Annotated in this window: 16 protein-coding genes and 2 pseudogenes; 10 read left to right on the top strand and 8 right to left on the bottom strand. The window is 57.0% G+C overall.

The features are described from left to right. Positions 1 to 380 (top strand): hypothetical protein (locus MUO32_RS27515; RefSeq protein WP_257951573.1); only part of this gene is annotated, 380 nt, incomplete at its 5' end. A gap of 696 nt (positions 381 to 1,076) precedes the next feature. On the opposite strand, the gene MUO32_RS27520 is transcribed toward MUO32_RS27515, so the two are convergent. The 5 genes and pseudogenes from MUO32_RS27520 to MUO32_RS27540 all read right to left on the bottom strand — a co-directional run. Then, entirely contained in the window at positions 1,077 to 1,304 is a 228-nt protein-coding gene (locus MUO32_RS27520; protein WP_257951574.1) for a hypothetical protein, read from the bottom strand. 391 nt (positions 1,305 to 1,695) lie between these two features. Next, a complete protein-coding gene (locus MUO32_RS27525; RefSeq protein ID WP_257951575.1) occupies positions 1,696 to 1,938 on the bottom strand; it encodes a hypothetical protein in 243 nt (80 codons plus the stop codon). 317 nt (positions 1,939 to 2,255) lie between these two features. After that, complete coding sequence (locus tag MUO32_RS27530; RefSeq protein WP_257951576.1) at positions 2,256 to 2,486, bottom strand: hypothetical protein; 231 nt, start codon at positions 2,484 to 2,486, stop codon at positions 2,256 to 2,258. 1,662 nt (positions 2,487 to 4,148) lie between these two features. Beyond that, a complete protein-coding gene (locus tag MUO32_RS27535; RefSeq protein WP_257951577.1) occupies positions 4,149 to 5,147 on the bottom strand; it encodes a calcium-binding protein in 999 nt (332 codons plus the stop codon). Positions 5,148 to 5,856: 709 nt separating this feature from the next. Then, a pseudogene (locus tag MUO32_RS27540) lies at positions 5,857 to 5,996 on the bottom strand (SOS response-associated peptidase); the annotation flags it as partial. A gap of 600 nt (positions 5,997 to 6,596) precedes the next feature. Between MUO32_RS27540 and MUO32_RS27545 the strand changes: the two are divergent. After that, complete coding sequence (locus MUO32_RS27545) at positions 6,597 to 6,989, top strand: hypothetical protein (protein WP_257951578.1); 393 nt, start codon at positions 6,597 to 6,599, stop codon at positions 6,987 to 6,989. Between the two features lie 213 nt (positions 6,990 to 7,202). Here MUO32_RS27545 and MUO32_RS27550 read toward each other — a convergent pair whose 3' ends face one another. Next, positions 7,203 to 7,385, bottom strand: coding sequence for a helix-turn-helix transcriptional regulator (locus MUO32_RS27550; protein ID WP_257951579.1), 183 nt, complete (start codon positions 7,383 to 7,385; stop codon positions 7,203 to 7,205). Between the two features lie 107 nt (positions 7,386 to 7,492). After that, positions 7,493 to 7,678, bottom strand: coding sequence for a hypothetical protein (locus tag MUO32_RS27555; protein ID WP_069058632.1), 186 nt, complete (start codon positions 7,676 to 7,678; stop codon positions 7,493 to 7,495). A gap of 119 nt (positions 7,679 to 7,797) precedes the next feature. On the opposite strand from MUO32_RS27555, the gene MUO32_RS27560 reads away from it, so the two are divergent. The 4 genes and pseudogenes from MUO32_RS27560 to MUO32_RS27575 all read left to right on the top strand — a co-directional run bounded on the left by MUO32_RS27560 (position 7,798) and on the right by MUO32_RS27575 (position 9,770). Continuing rightward, positions 7,798 to 8,097, top strand: coding sequence for a DUF982 domain-containing protein (locus tag MUO32_RS27560; RefSeq protein WP_257951581.1), 300 nt, complete (start codon positions 7,798 to 7,800; stop codon positions 8,095 to 8,097). 167 nt (positions 8,098 to 8,264) lie between these two features. Beyond that, entirely contained in the window at positions 8,265 to 8,456 is a 192-nt protein-coding gene (locus MUO32_RS27565) for a DUF2934 domain-containing protein (RefSeq protein WP_257951582.1), read from the top strand. A 323-nt stretch (positions 8,457 to 8,779) separates the two neighbouring features. Continuing rightward, a pseudogene (locus MUO32_RS27570) lies at positions 8,780 to 8,985 on the top strand (cold-shock protein); the annotation flags it as partial. Between the two features lie 410 nt (positions 8,986 to 9,395). Then, positions 9,396 to 9,770 carry a response regulator gene (locus MUO32_RS27575; RefSeq protein ID WP_257951583.1) on the top strand — a complete coding sequence of 125 codons (375 nt, stop codon included), beginning with the start codon at positions 9,396 to 9,398 and terminating at the stop codon, positions 9,768 to 9,770. Positions 9,771 to 10,180: 410 nt separating this feature from the next. Here the strand turns inward: MUO32_RS27575 and MUO32_RS27580 are convergent, their stop codons facing one another. Then, positions 10,181 to 11,050, bottom strand: a complete 870-nt coding sequence (locus MUO32_RS27580; RefSeq protein WP_257951584.1) for a LysR family transcriptional regulator — start codon at positions 11,048 to 11,050, stop codon at positions 10,181 to 10,183. Between the two features lie 242 nt (positions 11,051 to 11,292). Between MUO32_RS27580 and MUO32_RS27585 the strand changes: the two genes are divergently transcribed. The 4 genes from MUO32_RS27585 to MUO32_RS27600 are packed head-to-tail and all read left to right on the top strand — an operon-like array spanning position 11,293 to position 15,868. Beyond that, the gene (locus MUO32_RS27585) at positions 11,293 to 12,423 is read left to right on the top strand and encodes an ATP-binding cassette domain-containing protein (RefSeq protein ID WP_257951585.1); all 1,131 of its coding nucleotides are present in this window, start codon (positions 11,293 to 11,295) and stop codon (positions 12,421 to 12,423) included. Positions 12,424 to 12,425: 2 nt separating this feature from the next. After that, positions 12,426 to 13,658 carry a proline/glycine betaine ABC transporter permease gene (locus MUO32_RS27590; RefSeq protein ID WP_257951586.1) on the top strand — a complete coding sequence of 411 codons (1,233 nt, stop codon included), beginning with the start codon at positions 12,426 to 12,428 and terminating at the stop codon, positions 13,656 to 13,658. Beyond that, entirely contained in the window at positions 13,618 to 14,712 is a 1,095-nt protein-coding gene (locus tag MUO32_RS27595; protein WP_257951587.1) for a glycine betaine ABC transporter substrate-binding protein, read from the top strand. Before MUO32_RS27590 ends, MUO32_RS27595 begins: the two co-directional genes overlap by 41 nt. Positions 14,713 to 14,734: 22 nt before the next feature. Next, entirely contained in the window at positions 14,735 to 15,868 is a 1,134-nt protein-coding gene (locus tag MUO32_RS27600) for an LLM class flavin-dependent oxidoreductase (protein ID WP_257951588.1), read from the top strand. Positions 15,869 to 15,986 lie beyond the last annotated feature (118 nt).

The raw sequence follows: 15,986 nt of genomic DNA on the forward strand, positions 1-15,986 counted from the left end.
CCGTATCAATGGCCATCGATCGGGCGATGATACGCTCATTCGGCAGGAAGTCGAATCCAGCACCGCCGCTGTCTGCGACGAGAAAGGGTTCACGTCCCGTTATTGTCGATGCCTCCACGGTCGCGGTGGATTCTGCCTTGCCTGCCTCCCTAGATTGTCGGTCACGGCTCGCCGGTGGCGGCTGCGGCATCAACGTTGACTTCCGTCGGCGCACCGCTCTTGCTGCTGAGGAAAGGCATAACCAAGATCGACCCGAAGATAACGATAAACATCGACAAAAGGCATATACCGATAAGATTGATGCGGTGGGGCATTTGCTCCTCAAAAGAAAGGCCCCGCGCGAGGCGGGGCAAAGGCTGAACCAAAAAATGGCGATCTGAAATGCTTGCGCAAGGGAATGGTTCCGTAGTCGTCTCAAAAGGGAGCGAGCGGGATTTTTACAGGCGCCCGCGATTCTGGCGGATCATCTGCGGGATCTGGGTCTTCAACGTATGCTAGAGCTTGATGCTCAGCGACATTCTTCAGAGCCGAGAAGGCCACTTTTGGCGGCCAGCCGGCTTGGATTATCGAGTCAAACAGGTCCCGCACTGGCGCATCAATTGCAAGCTCGCATTCGATTTGCGTGTCGGTATCGCTAAGGGGTTCACGGGGTGAGGGGATCGATGCGTACACGGCAGGCTCCATATCTTTCGCTCCCTCGAAAAATGCGAAAGTGGATCACTGGTTCCCTTTAACAGAAAAGCCCCGCACAGGGCGGGGCATAGTGCATCGGCAGAAGCGAACATCGAGCGTTTAGTCCCGCGACGCGAGTGCCTTTGAAAGCCGCAGAGCCCGGAGAGCTACTGTTTTCTTTTGCCGAGCGCGTCGCTCAGTGTCAGCCATCTCCTGCACGGCCCTTTTCGTCTCGTCCGCGTCGCCCCAAGTTCTGCCGGGGCAATTAAGCATCAGCGGATCCCGAGCGCCGTTGATGCGTTGTGAGGCTTGATCGGACATCAGGTGCTTCTCTTTTTCAACTGATTGGGAAGTGAGCCTCTATCGGCGAATAGCTGCACCAGGCCCAGTTTGTTTCGAGCCGATTACTTCTCACTATGGCCCTCATACAGGGCTGTTGGACAAAAGGCGACAAAATCGCCGACCGCGGCGTTAGGTGGGGCAACGAAACCCAGCCGAATGCCTTGGGCGAGAAGCCAGTTTTCAGCATTTTCCTTCAGAGCGAAGGAGAAGCTCGTTTCTTCACCATTCTCAAGAATCACAACAACCCAATCGTTACCGACTAAGACGAGATCAGCGGAAACCCTATTCATCCTCGCCTCTGATTTTGCTTGCCGGAGAAAAGATGCGAGCATCCGCCAGCGGCTCTTTTCGGCACTGCCGCCGCCGGTCGCATCTGAATGGTTGATGCGGTGACACGACTGACCAGAAGACCGGAACGGGAGGCTGGCCGCTCGGGGGAATGTCCAGCCTCCCTAATCCAGGTGGTCTTGAGACACCGGGATATTCCAAAAGACTTCCGATGCTGGCCCTTGATAAACGTCTCATAGCTGAAGAAGGCTTTGCATTAGCATCGGGTGATGCATATCTATTGACAGAAACTCTGAAGGCACTGGAATGTTCCCAACAAAGATGGGGGTCGGCCTGGGACTTCTAAACGAAGGGACGCACAGCGACTTGCGACGCCCGTAACCGCGCGCGAGCTCACGCAGTGCCGACCTCGTCTTGCATCTCCATCAGTTCTGCAAGGTCGAAGAGCAACCTCTGAACGTCCGGCCCGATACGAGAGTTGTTGGCCTCGATGGTCATCCGGATATTTGCGGCGTAGTGGGTCGGATCTAGTACGCCAGCCTCCTTGAGGGTTTTGACCAGAACAACCAACGCGTTTGTGTGGGCGGCATGAATGGCCGCAATGGCCTCGACAATCTCATCGGATTTCTTGTTCATTCAGCGGCCTCCAAGTTCTGCATTGCCAGATACACTCCATCTCCGAACGCTCGCCGACGTAAAACAGGATCGTCGGCGGTCAAAGAGAGGCTGCCGGATAAATACCCCTGCCTCTTTCGCTGCCTCCGCTGCGCTGGTCATCGCTCGGTATTGCCCGAGCTTCATCGTTTCAAACGTTATTCCCATCTTCCTCGTTGCATTCGTCCTGCTACGCAAAAAAATCCCCGCTGAGGAAGTCGGGGCAAAGGGGCTCGATCAGCGCAGAGCGATAATCGGAATGTGTCCAGGTTTGTTCCTGCCCAAAAATCCCCCCGAATCTATTGGAGGGTCGGCTTGTCGCCGGGATGTTCACGCAGACGAAGTGTTGGCGCCAGAAAGCGACCAACAACGGGGCTTACTAAGAAGGTGAAGGTCGTCCAGACTGGAAGCAGGTACTTCGCCTGATCGTTGAGTGCGGGCACTGTCAATATGACGATAGTGCCAACCCCGAAGATGACGGCATTGACCATCATCGAGACGACGATAGTGATGTGAGTGATCGTTCTCATGTGCATCTCCTTTCGATTGGAAATGCATCCCCAGCAAGGCGGTTCCGCTACGCCTGACAACTGTCAATTTGTACCGAAAATTCGGCATAGCCGCTTGCTTTATGCAGCCGTCGAGCTTACCGCCCCAGATAAATCTCCAGCGGGAATGACGCCGCCACGCTATTCAAGACAGCCGCCACGAGCAGTTATCAGATCGTTGCCGCATGGTGGCGAGTATGGCAGACGCAATCACTAGGGTTGAGCCAACGTAGATCATATCGCGTTGACTATGGGCGTCATCAACTGGCCGCTGCCAGCCGACGCGCATGCCGCGGAGCATGCCGCGGCGTTCTTGATCGGCGTGTCGGCCATGTGTTAGGTGAAGTGGTCGCTACCTCTCAGAGGAATGAAAAAAAGGTGAAGGCGGGCTTGGCCACATCGCCGCCATCGACGCTTAGGCTGAGCAAGCGAAACGAATTCTGGAGAAAAGGACTGCGTTCGCCCATGCGACTGCTTGTAGAGGCCATCCATGTAAATCTGTACCGGAATAGATAGCGGCGCAGCCAATATCTGATCCTTACATTTGTTTAGGTCGCTAAAACATTCTTGAAGCGCTTCTGGCGTCTTTTGAATTTCTTCTGCAAGTTGCGCAATGTGTGGCTTCACCTCTTCGGCCAATCTTCCAGCGTCTCCTCCGATTTTAGGCAGGCACTTGCAATCCTTTGCCTCCCCCAGTGGGCCAAGATCGACTCTCCAACACTGCTCGTATTCATTGCTTCCGCACCCCAAGGCAGCGCACGGCGCGACGATAAGGATGCCTATTGTAATGCACTCATCTTCACCGCATCCCCTCTTTTTCATCTTGTGATTTAGTTAAGCATTGCCTCAATCAATCGTCAATTGGGGATCCAGGTGTAGCTGTTGAGCGAGCTTTCTCAGGCACCCCCACCGCGCCTGAAGTCGATAGGGTGCCGTTGCTGAGAGCCTAATTTGGGTACGTCGCGCTCGGGGCTCGAGATAGTACGCGGGCCCTTGTGAGAGGTCCGCAGGAGCTTGGCGCTTGGGATGCGGACCCCTCTCAGGTCGCATGCACAGCAACCGAGAACAACATAAGACCGTCAATCTGAACTGCGTGTGAATAGACCTCAGGGCGAACTTGCAAGCCTATTCCGCAGCCTACGTCAGAGAAAAGGCTCCGATTGGAACCAGATCCTTGAGAGAGCAACAGTTGGTTGTTCCTGGCCCAGGCGCAGACACGGGTATAGCCCTCGCTTCGCGCGGTGACTCGATTCGTTGGCCCGTGATGGTCGTGCGATAAGCCGTCTCGCTCCCAAAGCCTGCTTGCGACCGCCACGTTTGCGACCTGCAAGCTTCTCTTCCCGAAGAGGAGACGCAGTTTCTTCAGCTTCATGACAATGCTTTGCCGATCCAAATCGCACGAGTGAGGCATTGCTAATGCGGCGGCGCTCGGATGCGGCCATGCTTCAAGGCCTCCCAAACTGATGCATCGCTCGTACGAAGCCTGCGGTTCGGTCCTTCCCAAGTTCGCTGATCCGCAATGCGCGAGAAACAAAAGAGCCCCGCGCGAGGCGGGGCTATAGGCTTTAGACCAGTACCGCCTTCAAACCGGCTAGCGCTGGATTTGTTCCTCGCGGCGCATTAGCGATCGGCGCGAGCCGCACTCTACAGGATGAAGTCGCCCTTCACCAAGTCGATTGTCTTGTCGAGGCGGAGCGCGAAGTCGGCCTTGCCGTCGCCGTCCACGTCGCCATAGACGAAGGTGTCGCCGCTCTTGTGGAAATAACGAAGTTCGCCGGCCTTGTCGGAAAACGTCTTCTCGCCGATGAAGGTGAAGGCATCGTTCTTGCTCGTGGCATCGCGGGCGTCGATGCCGGACAGGCCGATCCTGTCGCCCTGCGATCGGCTGAAATCGGTTATGACGTCACGGCCCGAAGCGCTAACAGTCGATTCACCGATCGATTTGAAAATGAACTGATCTGCGCCTTTGCCGCCGGTAAGGCGGTCGGCGCCAACGTATCCGCGCAGCACGTCGTTACCGGAACCACCCTTCAGCATGTCATTGCCTTTGCCGCCGTCTAGCATGTCATTGCCTGCGCCGCCCCAGATCGAATTCGCGCCGGCATCGCCTGTGAGAAGGTCGTTTCCGCGGCCGAGGATAATCGCCTCAATCGAATAGAAGTATTGCAGGTCGCCATCCGAGGCTTTGACCGTGCCTATTTTTTCGCCGTTCATTTTGATCGTGAGATTGCCAGCGTATGCGAAGTAATCGAGCGTATCCCAGCCGTCATCGCCGTACATGATATCTTCGCCGGGCGAATAGATGAAGCGGTCGTCGCCGCCCCGCCCGAAGAATGTGTTTGCGCCCGAATCACCAGTGGCCACATCGCTGCCGTTGCCGAGAATGACCGCCTCGATGGAGTAAAGATATTTCGTATCACCGAGAGAGCCGATAGCGTCGCCACGCCCCTCGCTGGCGAGCTTTACCGTCACGTCGCCTATGTAGTGATAGTAGGACATTGTGTCCCAGCCATCACCTCCGTAGACCAGGTCGTTCCCCTTGCTCCAGACGAACTTGTCATCACCACCCAGCCCTTTGTAGATGTCGATGACGTCGGTGCCATAGAGGAGGTCGTTTGACGCAGTACCGATAATTTTTGCCATGGAGAGAAGAGCTTTCGTTCGAACACGAAAGACTGATTAGGCCCAAAGAGTAAACGTGTGAACCAAACACGCTGGGTTAACAGGAGTTAGGATTAACGCGCTGCGAAGGCCGGCTTCATTGCGGAGCTTCAAATCGAGGAGGCAAGTGTTTCCCGGAAAGGCTAGGGCTTCCTATAAGAAGGCAGACGCGAACGGTGCGAGTATGTTCCCAGCCTGTGAATGGCAATTAGGGCAGGCAATCGTCAAGGATGCGCCACTAAAGGCGATCGAGAATCTCGACGATCTTGATTTCTCGGATGCCTCACCCCATCTATCGTTTACAGCCCGTCACAGATGATCTGCCTGCAGCGACGAAACTCGTCGCGCGTTCGCAGTCATTCGGGTTCGAAGGGCGCTCCCCGAAAGGGTTGAGCGCCCTTCGTCATTTCGGGAGGAAGGCGCCGGAGGGTGCGTCACGCTGATCGCCGCGAACGCCAGGTTCCAGTCTCGCTCCTGAGCAGTCGCCCGCGGCGCATATCGACATCCATGCCGCCGGCCGTGCGATACGCCGGGACGCAGAGGTGAGTGTCGTCGCCGTCCCGGTGCCAATCCCCGATCATCGCGATGCCGTCGCCGAACTCCACCAAGCGCATGCCCTCAGCCGCTTCGGCATCTTCGACGTGTACCTAGCAGCCGAGGGCGGCATGGCTATATGGGAAGCAATAGCGCATCAGCCGACCTGCTCCACGGAAAGAGAGCCGGCCGGGAGCGGCTTGCTCAGCGGCTTGGCCGAAACCGAGGGGTAAAGCCAGCCCATCCCGCATCGCGCTGGAGGATGACGATCTGGCGTTCATGATAGGGAGCGCGATCCCGCCGGTAACGCTGATCGCTCCGGGGCCGAGTTCGTACGAGGAGCGCGTTTGAGACACTGTGAAGCAATTTCAGCGAATGGCCGCCAGCTACTCTGAAACGCGCTACGCGTTGGATCTCCTGAACGAACTAGAGGCTGCCGCGGCCGCGCCAGATGTGGCTACGATACAGATATTGAAGGAATATATTCGACTTATTGACCCTCTAGGTCACGGAAGCGATGTCGCCTTACGCCTTCTGACTTACGTCCTGAACGGCCCTCCTCAAGAAGAACCTAGCAGGTTCGGATAGCCCACGTTCTGTACGCTACTCCTGTCGATCTCGCAGGCGGACACCAGGGCCATTGCCGTTCTGATCGATGAAGAGAATCCCGGCGCCTTCGAGGGCAGACTTGAGCTTTCCATGGGTGACTGCGTTAAGCCCACCGCGCTCGTTCTCGTATCGAGTGATTGTCGCCGTCGTGACGCCGGCGATAGCGGATAAGTCTCGAACGCCAATTTTTAGCGCAGCGCGAGCCATCCTAAGTTGACTTGGATCCATAAGTGACACCCTGTATCAAATAACTATTACACAGTAACAAGTCAACGAGGAGACCAAGCCATGCATACCGCCCCCCATACTGTCGACAGAAGGCTCGCTCCACGCCGGCTGGTACCGAGAAGATCGCCAGCGCATCCGCACGCGAATAACCCACACACGGCCGAAGCGTACCTGGAAGAGGTCTTCCACGCGGCGGATGCGCCTATCTACCAGGTCGGCGATATCATCACCTTCCGGAAGGCAGATCGCACGGTCAGCTCAATCATGATCATGGAAATCAACGGCTGCGACCTCACTGCTCTTTTTTATGACGGAATGCCGCACCGCTTCGACTGCTCGTTCGAGGACATTGCCTCTTTACGCATCATCCGGATTGAAGAGTCCAGCACCGAGAGTGTAGCAATGTATGGCGAGCTGGTAGGGCTCTCTAAGGAGATCGCCTACACCAACTAGTTTCCCGCCAGCCGTTCCCGCATTGTCGGCTGGCTCTTGCCGGTGGCGCCCTCGTGGCTGCCTCGGCCTTTTATACCACAGGCCCGCGCTGACCACCCGCTCCAACACCGCGGAGCGCGGGCCACTCAAGGTATGGCCGTCACATTGCCTGAGGCGATGCCGCTGTCTGCAAGGAGTTAAACCCAACGTCAGGAAGGCCCCAAAACGGCGTGCTTAGAGCGCCTTCACGCCCGCCGCGGCAAGCAACCTGGCCATCTTAGCCGGATCGACGAGCGTGCCACTCTCCAGCTTCATGATCTCCGATTCAGTGAGGCCCGACAGGATGGAAAGCTGTTCGGTCGAATAGCCCTTGGAGGAACGCAGTTCGGCAATGGGGTTCGGCACGTTAATCGTCATTTTTCTCTCCTGTTATTGCGTCGCAATATAGGTCGTTTGCGACGCACAACAAGAGTTACGTGCTTCAGCCGTCATTAAAGAAAGGCCCGTCACTCAATGGCCTCTCGTCAACGCTGCTTTTCACCGGCACTTTTGCCGTCAGAGCTTCTGGAGCGCTCCTCAAAGCGATCCGCGCCTTTGGCGAGGTCAGAACCCTTCTCAGCTTCAACTTTGCGCTCATCGGCCCGTGCGGCCTTGTGTAGGCCCCTGGCGCCTTCCTTGCCTTCTTCGGTCGGTGCGTTTTCGATAGCCATTGAATCCTCCTTAGCAATGCGCTGGAAACGATCCTGGGCTCACGTTGTTCCGATCTTGAAAACGCCCTGAGGAAAACCATATCGAATCCGCCAGAATTGTAATTGAAAGGAGCACCACGATGCTGGCTGACGTTTACTTCTCTGTACCCCTTCACGTTCGTTTCCCCAACGGGGTGTCGCGCTCATTTGAGAGCCTGCACGACACCGTCGATTTCCTTGATAATGAATGGCCTTTGCGGCACGGCGCGCGATACAAGCGCGCGTGCGAGAAGTGTCGCGCTGCACTCTATCGAATGGCACCGGTAGCTGTCGCGCGTGAGGCGTTTGTGTCCGCCTGCCTTGAAGCGGGGTTACCTGTCGAGGCTTTGGCACCAAGTTGGCAGCAAGGACAGTCGTCACCCCCACGTAAGAGTGCCTAAAGCACACGGCCGCTCGCCAAGGTGCGGCGGCTTAGGAACAAACATTCGCACACAACGTTCGCCTTCTGATCAAAACAGGAGAGCGTCATGAACCGCATAATCTATATCGTTGGACTGGTCGTTGTCGTCCTGGTGGTTTTGTCGTTCCTCGGTCTAAGGTGAGTGCCATGAACGATCCACGCGAAAGGCGCATCACAGCGCGAGCTTTCGATCTCTGGCAGGCTGAAGGGTCCCTAGAGGGGCGAAGCCTCAGCCATTGGCTGCAGGCGGAGAAAGAGGTCGACGAAGAGATCTACGAGGAATCGCGGAAAGGCAAAACAGAGTCGGTCGCACTTGCCGGCGCTGAGAACCCGCGTTGAGGTTCGACTCCACCATTGAACGATGCGGATTTCAAAAGCGGGGAGGGATTGTGGGGAAGAAAAAGCCCGTTATCGGATTTCTCAACGATAACGGGCTCTTAGCTTTTAATTTGGCTCCCCGGGCCGGATGGAGGATAACCAACGATTGAGATCTGCGCCGAAACGACTATTTTGAGTTTATCGATCTTTTGCTTGCTGAACTTTGGTTGCCGCGCGATCAGCACCGCGCCTGACGAACTTCCCTCTCAAAATCAATCGCTACCACCATCGGCGGACCTTCGGCTCCGCGGTCGTTAAAGATTGCTTTGAAAGGGTTCATCGTCATGACCACAGGCACACTAAAATGGTTCAATTCCACCAAGAGCTTCGGCTTCATCTAGCCGACAACGGCGGCGCTGACGCGTTCGTTTATATTTCGGCTGTCGAACGCACCGGAATGCGCGAAATCGTAGAGGGCCAGAGGCTCGGCTACGAGCTGGAGCGTGACAACAAGTCCGGCAAGATGTCGGCCTGCAACCTTCAGGCTGCATTAGCCGCGAGCGCGATCGTCACGCCTGCGAAAATCGCGCCCCGGCTGATGTTGTCAATGGCGGCGGGCGTCGAAAGGTTCGTTTGGACGGTTTCGTGGGGAAGGGCGGTAGAGACGGGTATCGTCAATTGCGGTGCTCGATCTGAACATCACGCGTACTTGATACGCGGCGGTAACGCCCTGGAGGTTCACATGTTCCCCTTGGCGGGGGCAAGGCATTGTAGTGCCGACACACCCTGTTTGGGGGCAAAGGGGTGACGACTCCGAACATGCGCAACCAAAGACCCATCTGCCTTGCAGGACGGCTGATCGTTGGCATTTTATTAAGTTTGTTGGCAAAGAGTTTTTGTCGGGGACGACCAAAACCCATGGGGCACGAGTTGACTGTTTAACGAACCTTGGAGGCGAGCATGTCACAGCGTACCGTCCTTGTTGTCGATGACGAACCCTTGATCCGAATGGTATTGGCGGATGCACTGGAACACGAGGACTTCCTCGTGATCGAGGCCTCTAGTGTCCTGGAAGCCGTTGCTGTCTTGGGAAATCGACACGTAGATTGTCTTGTTACCGACGTAGATATGCCGGGAGGACTGAGCGGACTCGACCTCATAAGATTCGTCCGCGGCTTCGACAATTCCATGTTTGTCATCGTCACCTCCGGGAGAGTGCCGAACGAGGGCGAGCTTCCGCCAAATGAGCGTTTCCTTCAGAAGCCCTACAGTCTGGAAACTGTGGTGGCCGAAGTGAACGCAGCGATACGCGTGCCATGCGCTTTAACCGCGTAAAGGCAGAGCCGTCTCAGACCATAATATGGCCTTACGCCTCACTATCGACCGGCATACTCGAATTGATGGCAATCGAGTTACTTATTGGGTCTGATGAGCGGGTAGCAGGTTCGTCACCCCCCAAGAGCGTAGAGAATTCTGTCCTGCCTATAAGTATCAGCATTGTCTTGACGGCGTCTGGTGACGGTCTTGCCTATGGGGTCGGCACTTATGTTAGGCTTGCTGCTCAATTCGATCTTTGGAGTCATAACCTCTGTGTCGCGGGCACTCCAGTCCGAAGGGTGCCTGCTAATAGCACTTGACTAATTGGTACACATGTACGAAGTTTTTGTACGTATGTACCAAGAGGGCTACTGTTGTTTCCCCTAGATAGGTACCTATTCTACCCAAGCTTTCCCGCTAGGCCAAAATCAGCGCAGAGCGGAAAGCTCGAGTTCTTCCGCAGCCTCTCTGAACCCGGCATGCACTTCATCGAACCAGGACCAGTTCTCGGTTCGAGTTGTGTTACGGGCGAGATAGGCGGTGCGGCGAAAGCGAGGAGCATCCTTCACTTCGAAAATCTGGCCGGCGTCCATTCGGTCCTTGGCAATCCGATACGGCAAATAGGCCGATCCGCCCCATTTCAGGATATGGTTCAAGGCGAAGACGCCGTTGGTGAACGTCACCACGGCTGTGTCATCAACCGGAAACGTTTCTGCGTGCCAGCGGCGGAACTCTTCGCCGTGATCGACATAGACGTACATAGGGTCCCACCGCATAAGGCCGCGCTCGACCGTCGCCACCTCGATGAAGATATCTTCGAAAAGCGGGCTAATGGAAAAGCCAGTCGCCGGAGGTGCCTCATAGGCGATAGCGACGTCGACAATGGAATTGATGATCCACGGACGCATCTCCGCCTCGCTTCCACTCTCGACGTTCACGGCCACCGTTGGGCAGCGGGACCGGGTCGTATTGAGCCACAGCTCTCCTGCTCCGTTCCACAGAGCGTCGGTACAGCCAAGATTGCACACGTCGTCAAATCCGCTCGGCAGCGAGGTGTCATGACGAGCCTGGTTCCAGACCTGCATAAGGATCTGGGCGTGCTTGACGAATTTGGAACCCGTGGCTGTCAGCTCGGCGCCGGACTTAACCCGCCGCAGCAACTTCTGACCAAGCAAATCTTCGAGCGCGTTGATGCGCGCCGTCACGGTCGACTGCGTGACGTTCAGCTTGGCGGCGGCTTTGTTGAGATTACCCGTTTCCATCACCACCACAAACGTGTGCACGTGAGAAAGATTCATGTGTCCCGTCCCGTTTCAAATGAATGAGAAAGTTCGAAAAATACGAATATTATTACCATAATAATTTGATTTACAGGATTATGGCTTTCTGTCAATTTTTCTTCATCCACCGGCCGCGAAGGGAAAACTCTTCACGCCGGTCTCCATCTCGGGTCGGCAACTGATTTGCCGGACGAGGCCCGATCACGTTTTCGCAAGCCGCCCGCCCGGCTTCTGCAACTTCGATCCGTCGATGAGGTCAAATGAACGCTGTACCCAACATGCAGTTCGACACGTGGTATCCCGGCGAAGCTCGAGCACCGGTTGTTTCCTGCCGGAACGTTTGGAAGGTCTTTGGACACAAGCCGGTCGTTGACAGGATTGTAGGCGAGCTTCTTGCTGAGAGGATCGACGTGGAGTGCGCTCGCCGAGAGCATGGCTGCGTCGTCGCGGTGAAAAATGTCAGCTTCGACGTCCGTCCGTCCGAGGTTTTCTGCATCATGGGGCTTTCTGGCTCGGGAAAGTCGACCCTTATCCGTCACGTCAACCGTCTGATCGAGCCAACGGCCGGAGATATCCTTGTCAACGAGTGTTCAATCTCAGCTCTCGATGCCAGAGCCTTACGGGAGCTGAGGGCCCGAAAGATCGGGATGGTTTTCCAGAATGTCGCTCTCCTGCCGCACCGTACGGTGGAGGCGAATACCTGTCTTCCGCTCGAATTGCGAGGCGAAACGGGTCTCGCGGCACATGCGGCCGTCCAACGGGCTTTATCTGTCGTCGGGCTTTCGGCTTGGGGAGATCGTTATCCGAGCGAACTTTCCGGCGGCATGCAGCAGCGCGTGGGATTGGCGCGGGCGCTTGCAGCGGACGCCGACATCCTGCTGATGGACGAACCGTTCAGCGCGCTCGATCCTTTGATCCGCAAGCAGTTGCAGACGGAGTTCCGGCGGCTTGTCAAAACACTCGGCAAGACTGCGCTTTTTATTACCCATGACCTCGACGAAGCGATCCGTATTGGTGACCGGATTGCGATCATGCGTGACGGGCAGATCGTTCAGACAGGAACGCCCGCCGAGATCGTGCTGTCGCCCGTCAATGACTATGTCGCCCAATTCGTCGAGGGCATATCGCCGGTCCATTTCGTCGATGCCGAGCGCATCATGGTGCTTCCAACACAGTATCCAGGGCATGCCGCAGCTCTTTTGGCCTCCGCCGTTCCGGAGGGGTGGCCGGTCTGCGAACGCGGCACACTACTTGCCAGGCTCATCACCCTGCAAACCGAGAGTGATCGCCCCATCGCTGTGGTCGATGGGGGGCTGATCATCGGTGTTGTTGGGCCGCGGGAAATTCTGGTCGCCGTTGGTGGGCATGGCAAGAGACAGAAGGAGATGTGACGATGGTATTTCAGCCCGCTGATTCCGCAACGTTGACCGCAGCAGTGGCGGCACGCCAAAGCAACCGAAAACCGGTCATCCTCCATTTTGCCGATCTTCTGGTCGGGCCTCTTTGCGCTTCAGCGCGGCCAAGACGTTTCCCGCTGCTTTATCTGCTCGCGGATGGCGCTGCGATGTGGTTGGCGATGCAGGGTCTTTTCGGCAGCATGTTTCTCGTCTTTGGCCTCTCGCGCGCGGCGGCGATCGCGTTGGCACGGTTTGCCGGGCCGGAGACGAAATTCCGTCGTGAGGTCTCGGCGTGGCAGCCGTGGATCGAACTGTCACTCTATGTTTTCAGCCTAGCCACTATCGCTATTGCCAACATGACCGGGCCGATCGCAGCGCAGCTTTCTACATTTCCATCGTCGCAGGTTGTGCGCGGCACAGCCGCAGCCTCGATCGATGCGGCGGTCACGTATCTCACCGTGCAGGGCGATGTCTTCTTTCGCATCGTGACACGCTGGCTTCTGGCGCTTCTGAAGGGATTGGAGAATGTCCTGACATTGGCGCCTTGGCCTGTCCTTTTTGCCGTCGTCGGATTTGCCGCCTGGAAGCGGGGCGGGGCAGGGCTGCTCGTCTTGGTTTGGATGGCGCTCGGTTATCTGGGGCTGTTCGGATATTGGGCGGAGGCACTGCAGACTTCGGCACTGGTGTTGGCGTCGCTCTGTGTTTGTGTCGTCATCGGTATCCCCGCCGGGATTCTTCTTGCGAAAAGTCCGACCAGCCGCGCCATAGCATCACCGGTCCTTGACCTTATGCAAACTATGCCGAGCTTTGTCTATCTGTTGCCGGCGGTCGCATTTTTCTCCATTGGCAAGCCGCCGGCATTGATCGCGACGGTGATCTTCGCGCTGCCGCCTCTCGTCCGGCTCACCTGCCTCGGCATCGAGCAGGTTCCGTTGCATGTTCGTGAAGCGATGCAGGCGCATGGGGCCACGCCCCTTCAGATGCTGCTCAAGGCGGAACTTCCCCTGGCGCTGCCCTCCATCCGCACAGGCATCAACCAGACGATCATGATGTGCTTGTCGATGGTGGTCGTTGCCGCGCTGATCGGCGGTGGCGGGCTCGGCTATAACGTCCTCTTCGCACTGCAGAACGTCCAATACGGCGAAGGCATCCTCGCGGGCCTCGCAATCGTCTTCTGTGCCGTGCTGTTTGATCGCCTGGCGGGCAGTGGCCGCAAGACAGATCTTTGAATCCATTCCAATCAACAAGGGGAACAATGACATGCAGTTGAAGAAACGGATCCGTGCGCTTGCTCTTACCGGCGTCCTTGCGCTCATTCAGCCGCTTGCGGCAGGTGCCGGAGAAAAGATCGTCCTCGCCGATCTCACCTGGGATGAACCGAGAGCGGTGAACGCGGTTCTCGCCGAAATCCTTACCAACACCTACGGGGCTGAGGTCAGCCTAATCGCCGCCGATCAGACAGCGATCTTCGCTGCGATGGGAAAGGGCGACGGTTCGGTGGATGTGCATCCGGCGGTCTGGTCTGGCGCGCAGCAGAGCAATATCGACCGTTTCGTCACCAGCGAGGGTAAGGTGAGGTTGAATGCCAAGCCCTACGATGCCACTGACGGATTCTACGTTCCGAAGTTCTTCGCCGAACAGCACGGCATCAAGTCGATTGAGGATTTGAAGAAGCCGGAAATCGCCGCGCTCTTCGATATCAATGGCGACGGCCGCGGCGACTATTGGCCGGGTGCCCCGGGCTGGGGCGTTACGAACATCTATCGGGTCAAGGGTGTGAGCTATGGACTGGAAGAGTTCTACGACCCGATCGTTGCCTCTGATGCCCTGATGAAGACGCAGCTTGCCAGCGTCGAGGCAAAGAAGACGAACGGCCTGCTGTTCTATTATTGGAAACCGGAAGCCCTGCATCAGGCATATGAACTGACACAGCTTGAAGAGCCGGACTTCGATGGCTTTGCCATGGAAAGCAAGAAGGCCACACCGGAGTACAAGGCCGATGGTTGCTACAACTATGTCGACCCGAAAGAGTCGCCGGATTGGTTGAAGCAGAGCCGCATTACCTGTGCGACTCCGCCGCAGCCGATCTTTATCGCCTACTCCTCCTCGCTTGAGGAACGTGCGCCGGAAATTGCAGCCTTCTTGAACAAAGTAGCGATCGAGCCGAGCGAAGTCGGTGCGTGGATCTACGCCATGACGATCGACAAGAAAGACCCTGCCACCGTCGCCAAGGAGTGGGTTTCGGCAAATCCGGAGCGCGTCAAATCCTGGACTGGCAAGTAGGCGCTATCACAACGAACTTTTCATGCACCACCCGGCTTGCAAGCCGGGTGGTGATTCCCCGGCACGCCAAGGTCGTTCATGTGCGGCGTTCCAACGAGTAACAGAGAGGGAGCACTTTTCCGTGGATTTCAATTACTTCCTGACCAGCTATCTCCCGACGAAGGAGTTCGGCGGCGAACGGCTCTATAGCGACATGATCGATCAAGCGCTTCTTGCGGAGCGCCTCGGGTTTCGTTCCGTTTCGATCCCCGAACATCACTTGGTCAATGTCCTCCTGGTGCCTTCCCCGCTGCAAATGGCCGTCAAGATTGCGAGCATGACGAACCGCATCGAGATCACGACGGCGATCGTCGTGTTGCCGGTCCGTGACATGCGCATCTTTGCGGGCGAAGTGGTGCAGGCGGATATCCTGTGCAATGGCCGCCTCGTGCTTGGCGTCGGTCGTGGTGCCTTTGCCTACGAGGTTGAACGACTGGGCACGCCGATCGCCGAAACCCGGAAGAAATTCGACGAATCCTTCGATGTGCTCTGCGCCCTCCTGTCGCGAGAAGAGGTTTCCTGGGACGGCGAATACTATCGCTTCGAGCCGATTACCATCATGCCAAGGCCGGCGCGGCCGATCCCGATGATGGTCGCGGCCATGGCGCCGGAGGCGATCTACGCCGCCGCAAGCCGCGGCCTGAGCGTCCAGACGACGCCGCTCCAGGAATCGAATTCCGTTCTGCTGGAACAGGTGGATGCGTTCAAGCGCGGCAAGGCGGCGGCCGGGAAAAAAGGCAAGAACAGCCGGCTGTCCTTGCAGCGTGTTGCCTATTCTGCGCGGGATGACGCCGATGCAAAACGCTGCGTCGCGTTGATCCATGAGTACTACAAGCGGTTCGACAACGTCTTTTCCGGCCCAGGCATCGTCAACAAGGGGCTGATTGAGCCGCTCCCCCGCAAGCAGACGGTCGAGGAGCTGGAACGCAACGTTCTCGTGTGTCCGCCGGCCGAAATGGTCGATCGCCTGGGAGCCTATGAAGAGGCCGGCATTGATGAGGTCATCCTCAGTGGCGGCTTCGGCCAGAGCCAGGCGGACATGCTTGAGATGATGCACCGTTTCGCATCCGAGGTCGCACCGCACTTTTGCAAGAGCAACCTTAACGCAGTCGCTTGATCGGAGAATCCCATGAACGTGTCGAGCCCGAAACTATCTTTGTGGCAACGAATATTGGTGGCGCACCCGCTTGCGGAGGCAACGTCTCGTCGTGGTCGCTGGTCGCCGCTTTTCGTGC

Origin of the sequence: Shinella sp. CPCC 101442, assembly GCF_024704725.1 — a bacterium.
Classification (GTDB): domain Bacteria; phylum Pseudomonadota; class Alphaproteobacteria; order Rhizobiales; family Rhizobiaceae; genus Shinella.

Coding starts and splice junctions, on each gene's coding strand:
- MUO32_RS27545 (WP_257951578.1), top strand. CDS start 6,597: ATGCATACCGCCCCCCATACTGTCGACAGAAGGCTCGCTCCACGCCGG.
- MUO32_RS27565 (WP_257951582.1), top strand. CDS start 8,265: ATGAACGATCCACGCGAAAGGCGCATCACAGCGCGAGCTTTCGATCTC.
- MUO32_RS27580 (WP_257951584.1), bottom strand. CDS start 11,050: ATGAATCTTTCTCACGTGCACACGTTTGTGGTGGTGATGGAAACGGGT.
- MUO32_RS27525 (WP_257951575.1), bottom strand. CDS start 1,938: ATGAACAAGAAATCCGATGAGATTGTCGAGGCCATTGCGGCCATTCAT.
- MUO32_RS27590 (WP_257951586.1), top strand. CDS start 12,426: ATGGTATTTCAGCCCGCTGATTCCGCAACGTTGACCGCAGCAGTGGCG.
- MUO32_RS27585 (WP_257951585.1), top strand. CDS start 11,293: ATGAACGCTGTACCCAACATGCAGTTCGACACGTGGTATCCCGGCGAA.
- MUO32_RS27555 (WP_069058632.1), bottom strand. CDS start 7,678: ATGGCTATCGAAAACGCACCGACCGAAGAAGGCAAGGAAGGCGCCAGG.
- MUO32_RS27560 (WP_257951581.1), top strand. CDS start 7,798: ATGCTGGCTGACGTTTACTTCTCTGTACCCCTTCACGTTCGTTTCCCC.
- MUO32_RS27575 (WP_257951583.1), top strand. CDS start 9,396: ATGTCACAGCGTACCGTCCTTGTTGTCGATGACGAACCCTTGATCCGA.
- MUO32_RS27530 (WP_257951576.1), bottom strand. CDS start 2,486: ATGAGAACGATCACTCACATCACTATCGTCGTCTCGATGATGGTCAAT.
- MUO32_RS27600 (WP_257951588.1), top strand. CDS start 14,735: ATGCACCACCCGGCTTGCAAGCCGGGTGGTGATTCCCCGGCACGCCAA.
- MUO32_RS27535 (WP_257951577.1), bottom strand. CDS start 5,147: ATGGCAAAAATTATCGGTACTGCGTCAAACGACCTCCTCTATGGCACC.
- MUO32_RS27520 (WP_257951574.1), bottom strand. CDS start 1,304: ATGAATAGGGTTTCCGCTGATCTCGTCTTAGTCGGTAACGATTGGGTT.
- MUO32_RS27550 (WP_257951579.1), bottom strand. CDS start 7,385: ATGACGATTAACGTGCCGAACCCCATTGCCGAACTGCGTTCCTCCAAG.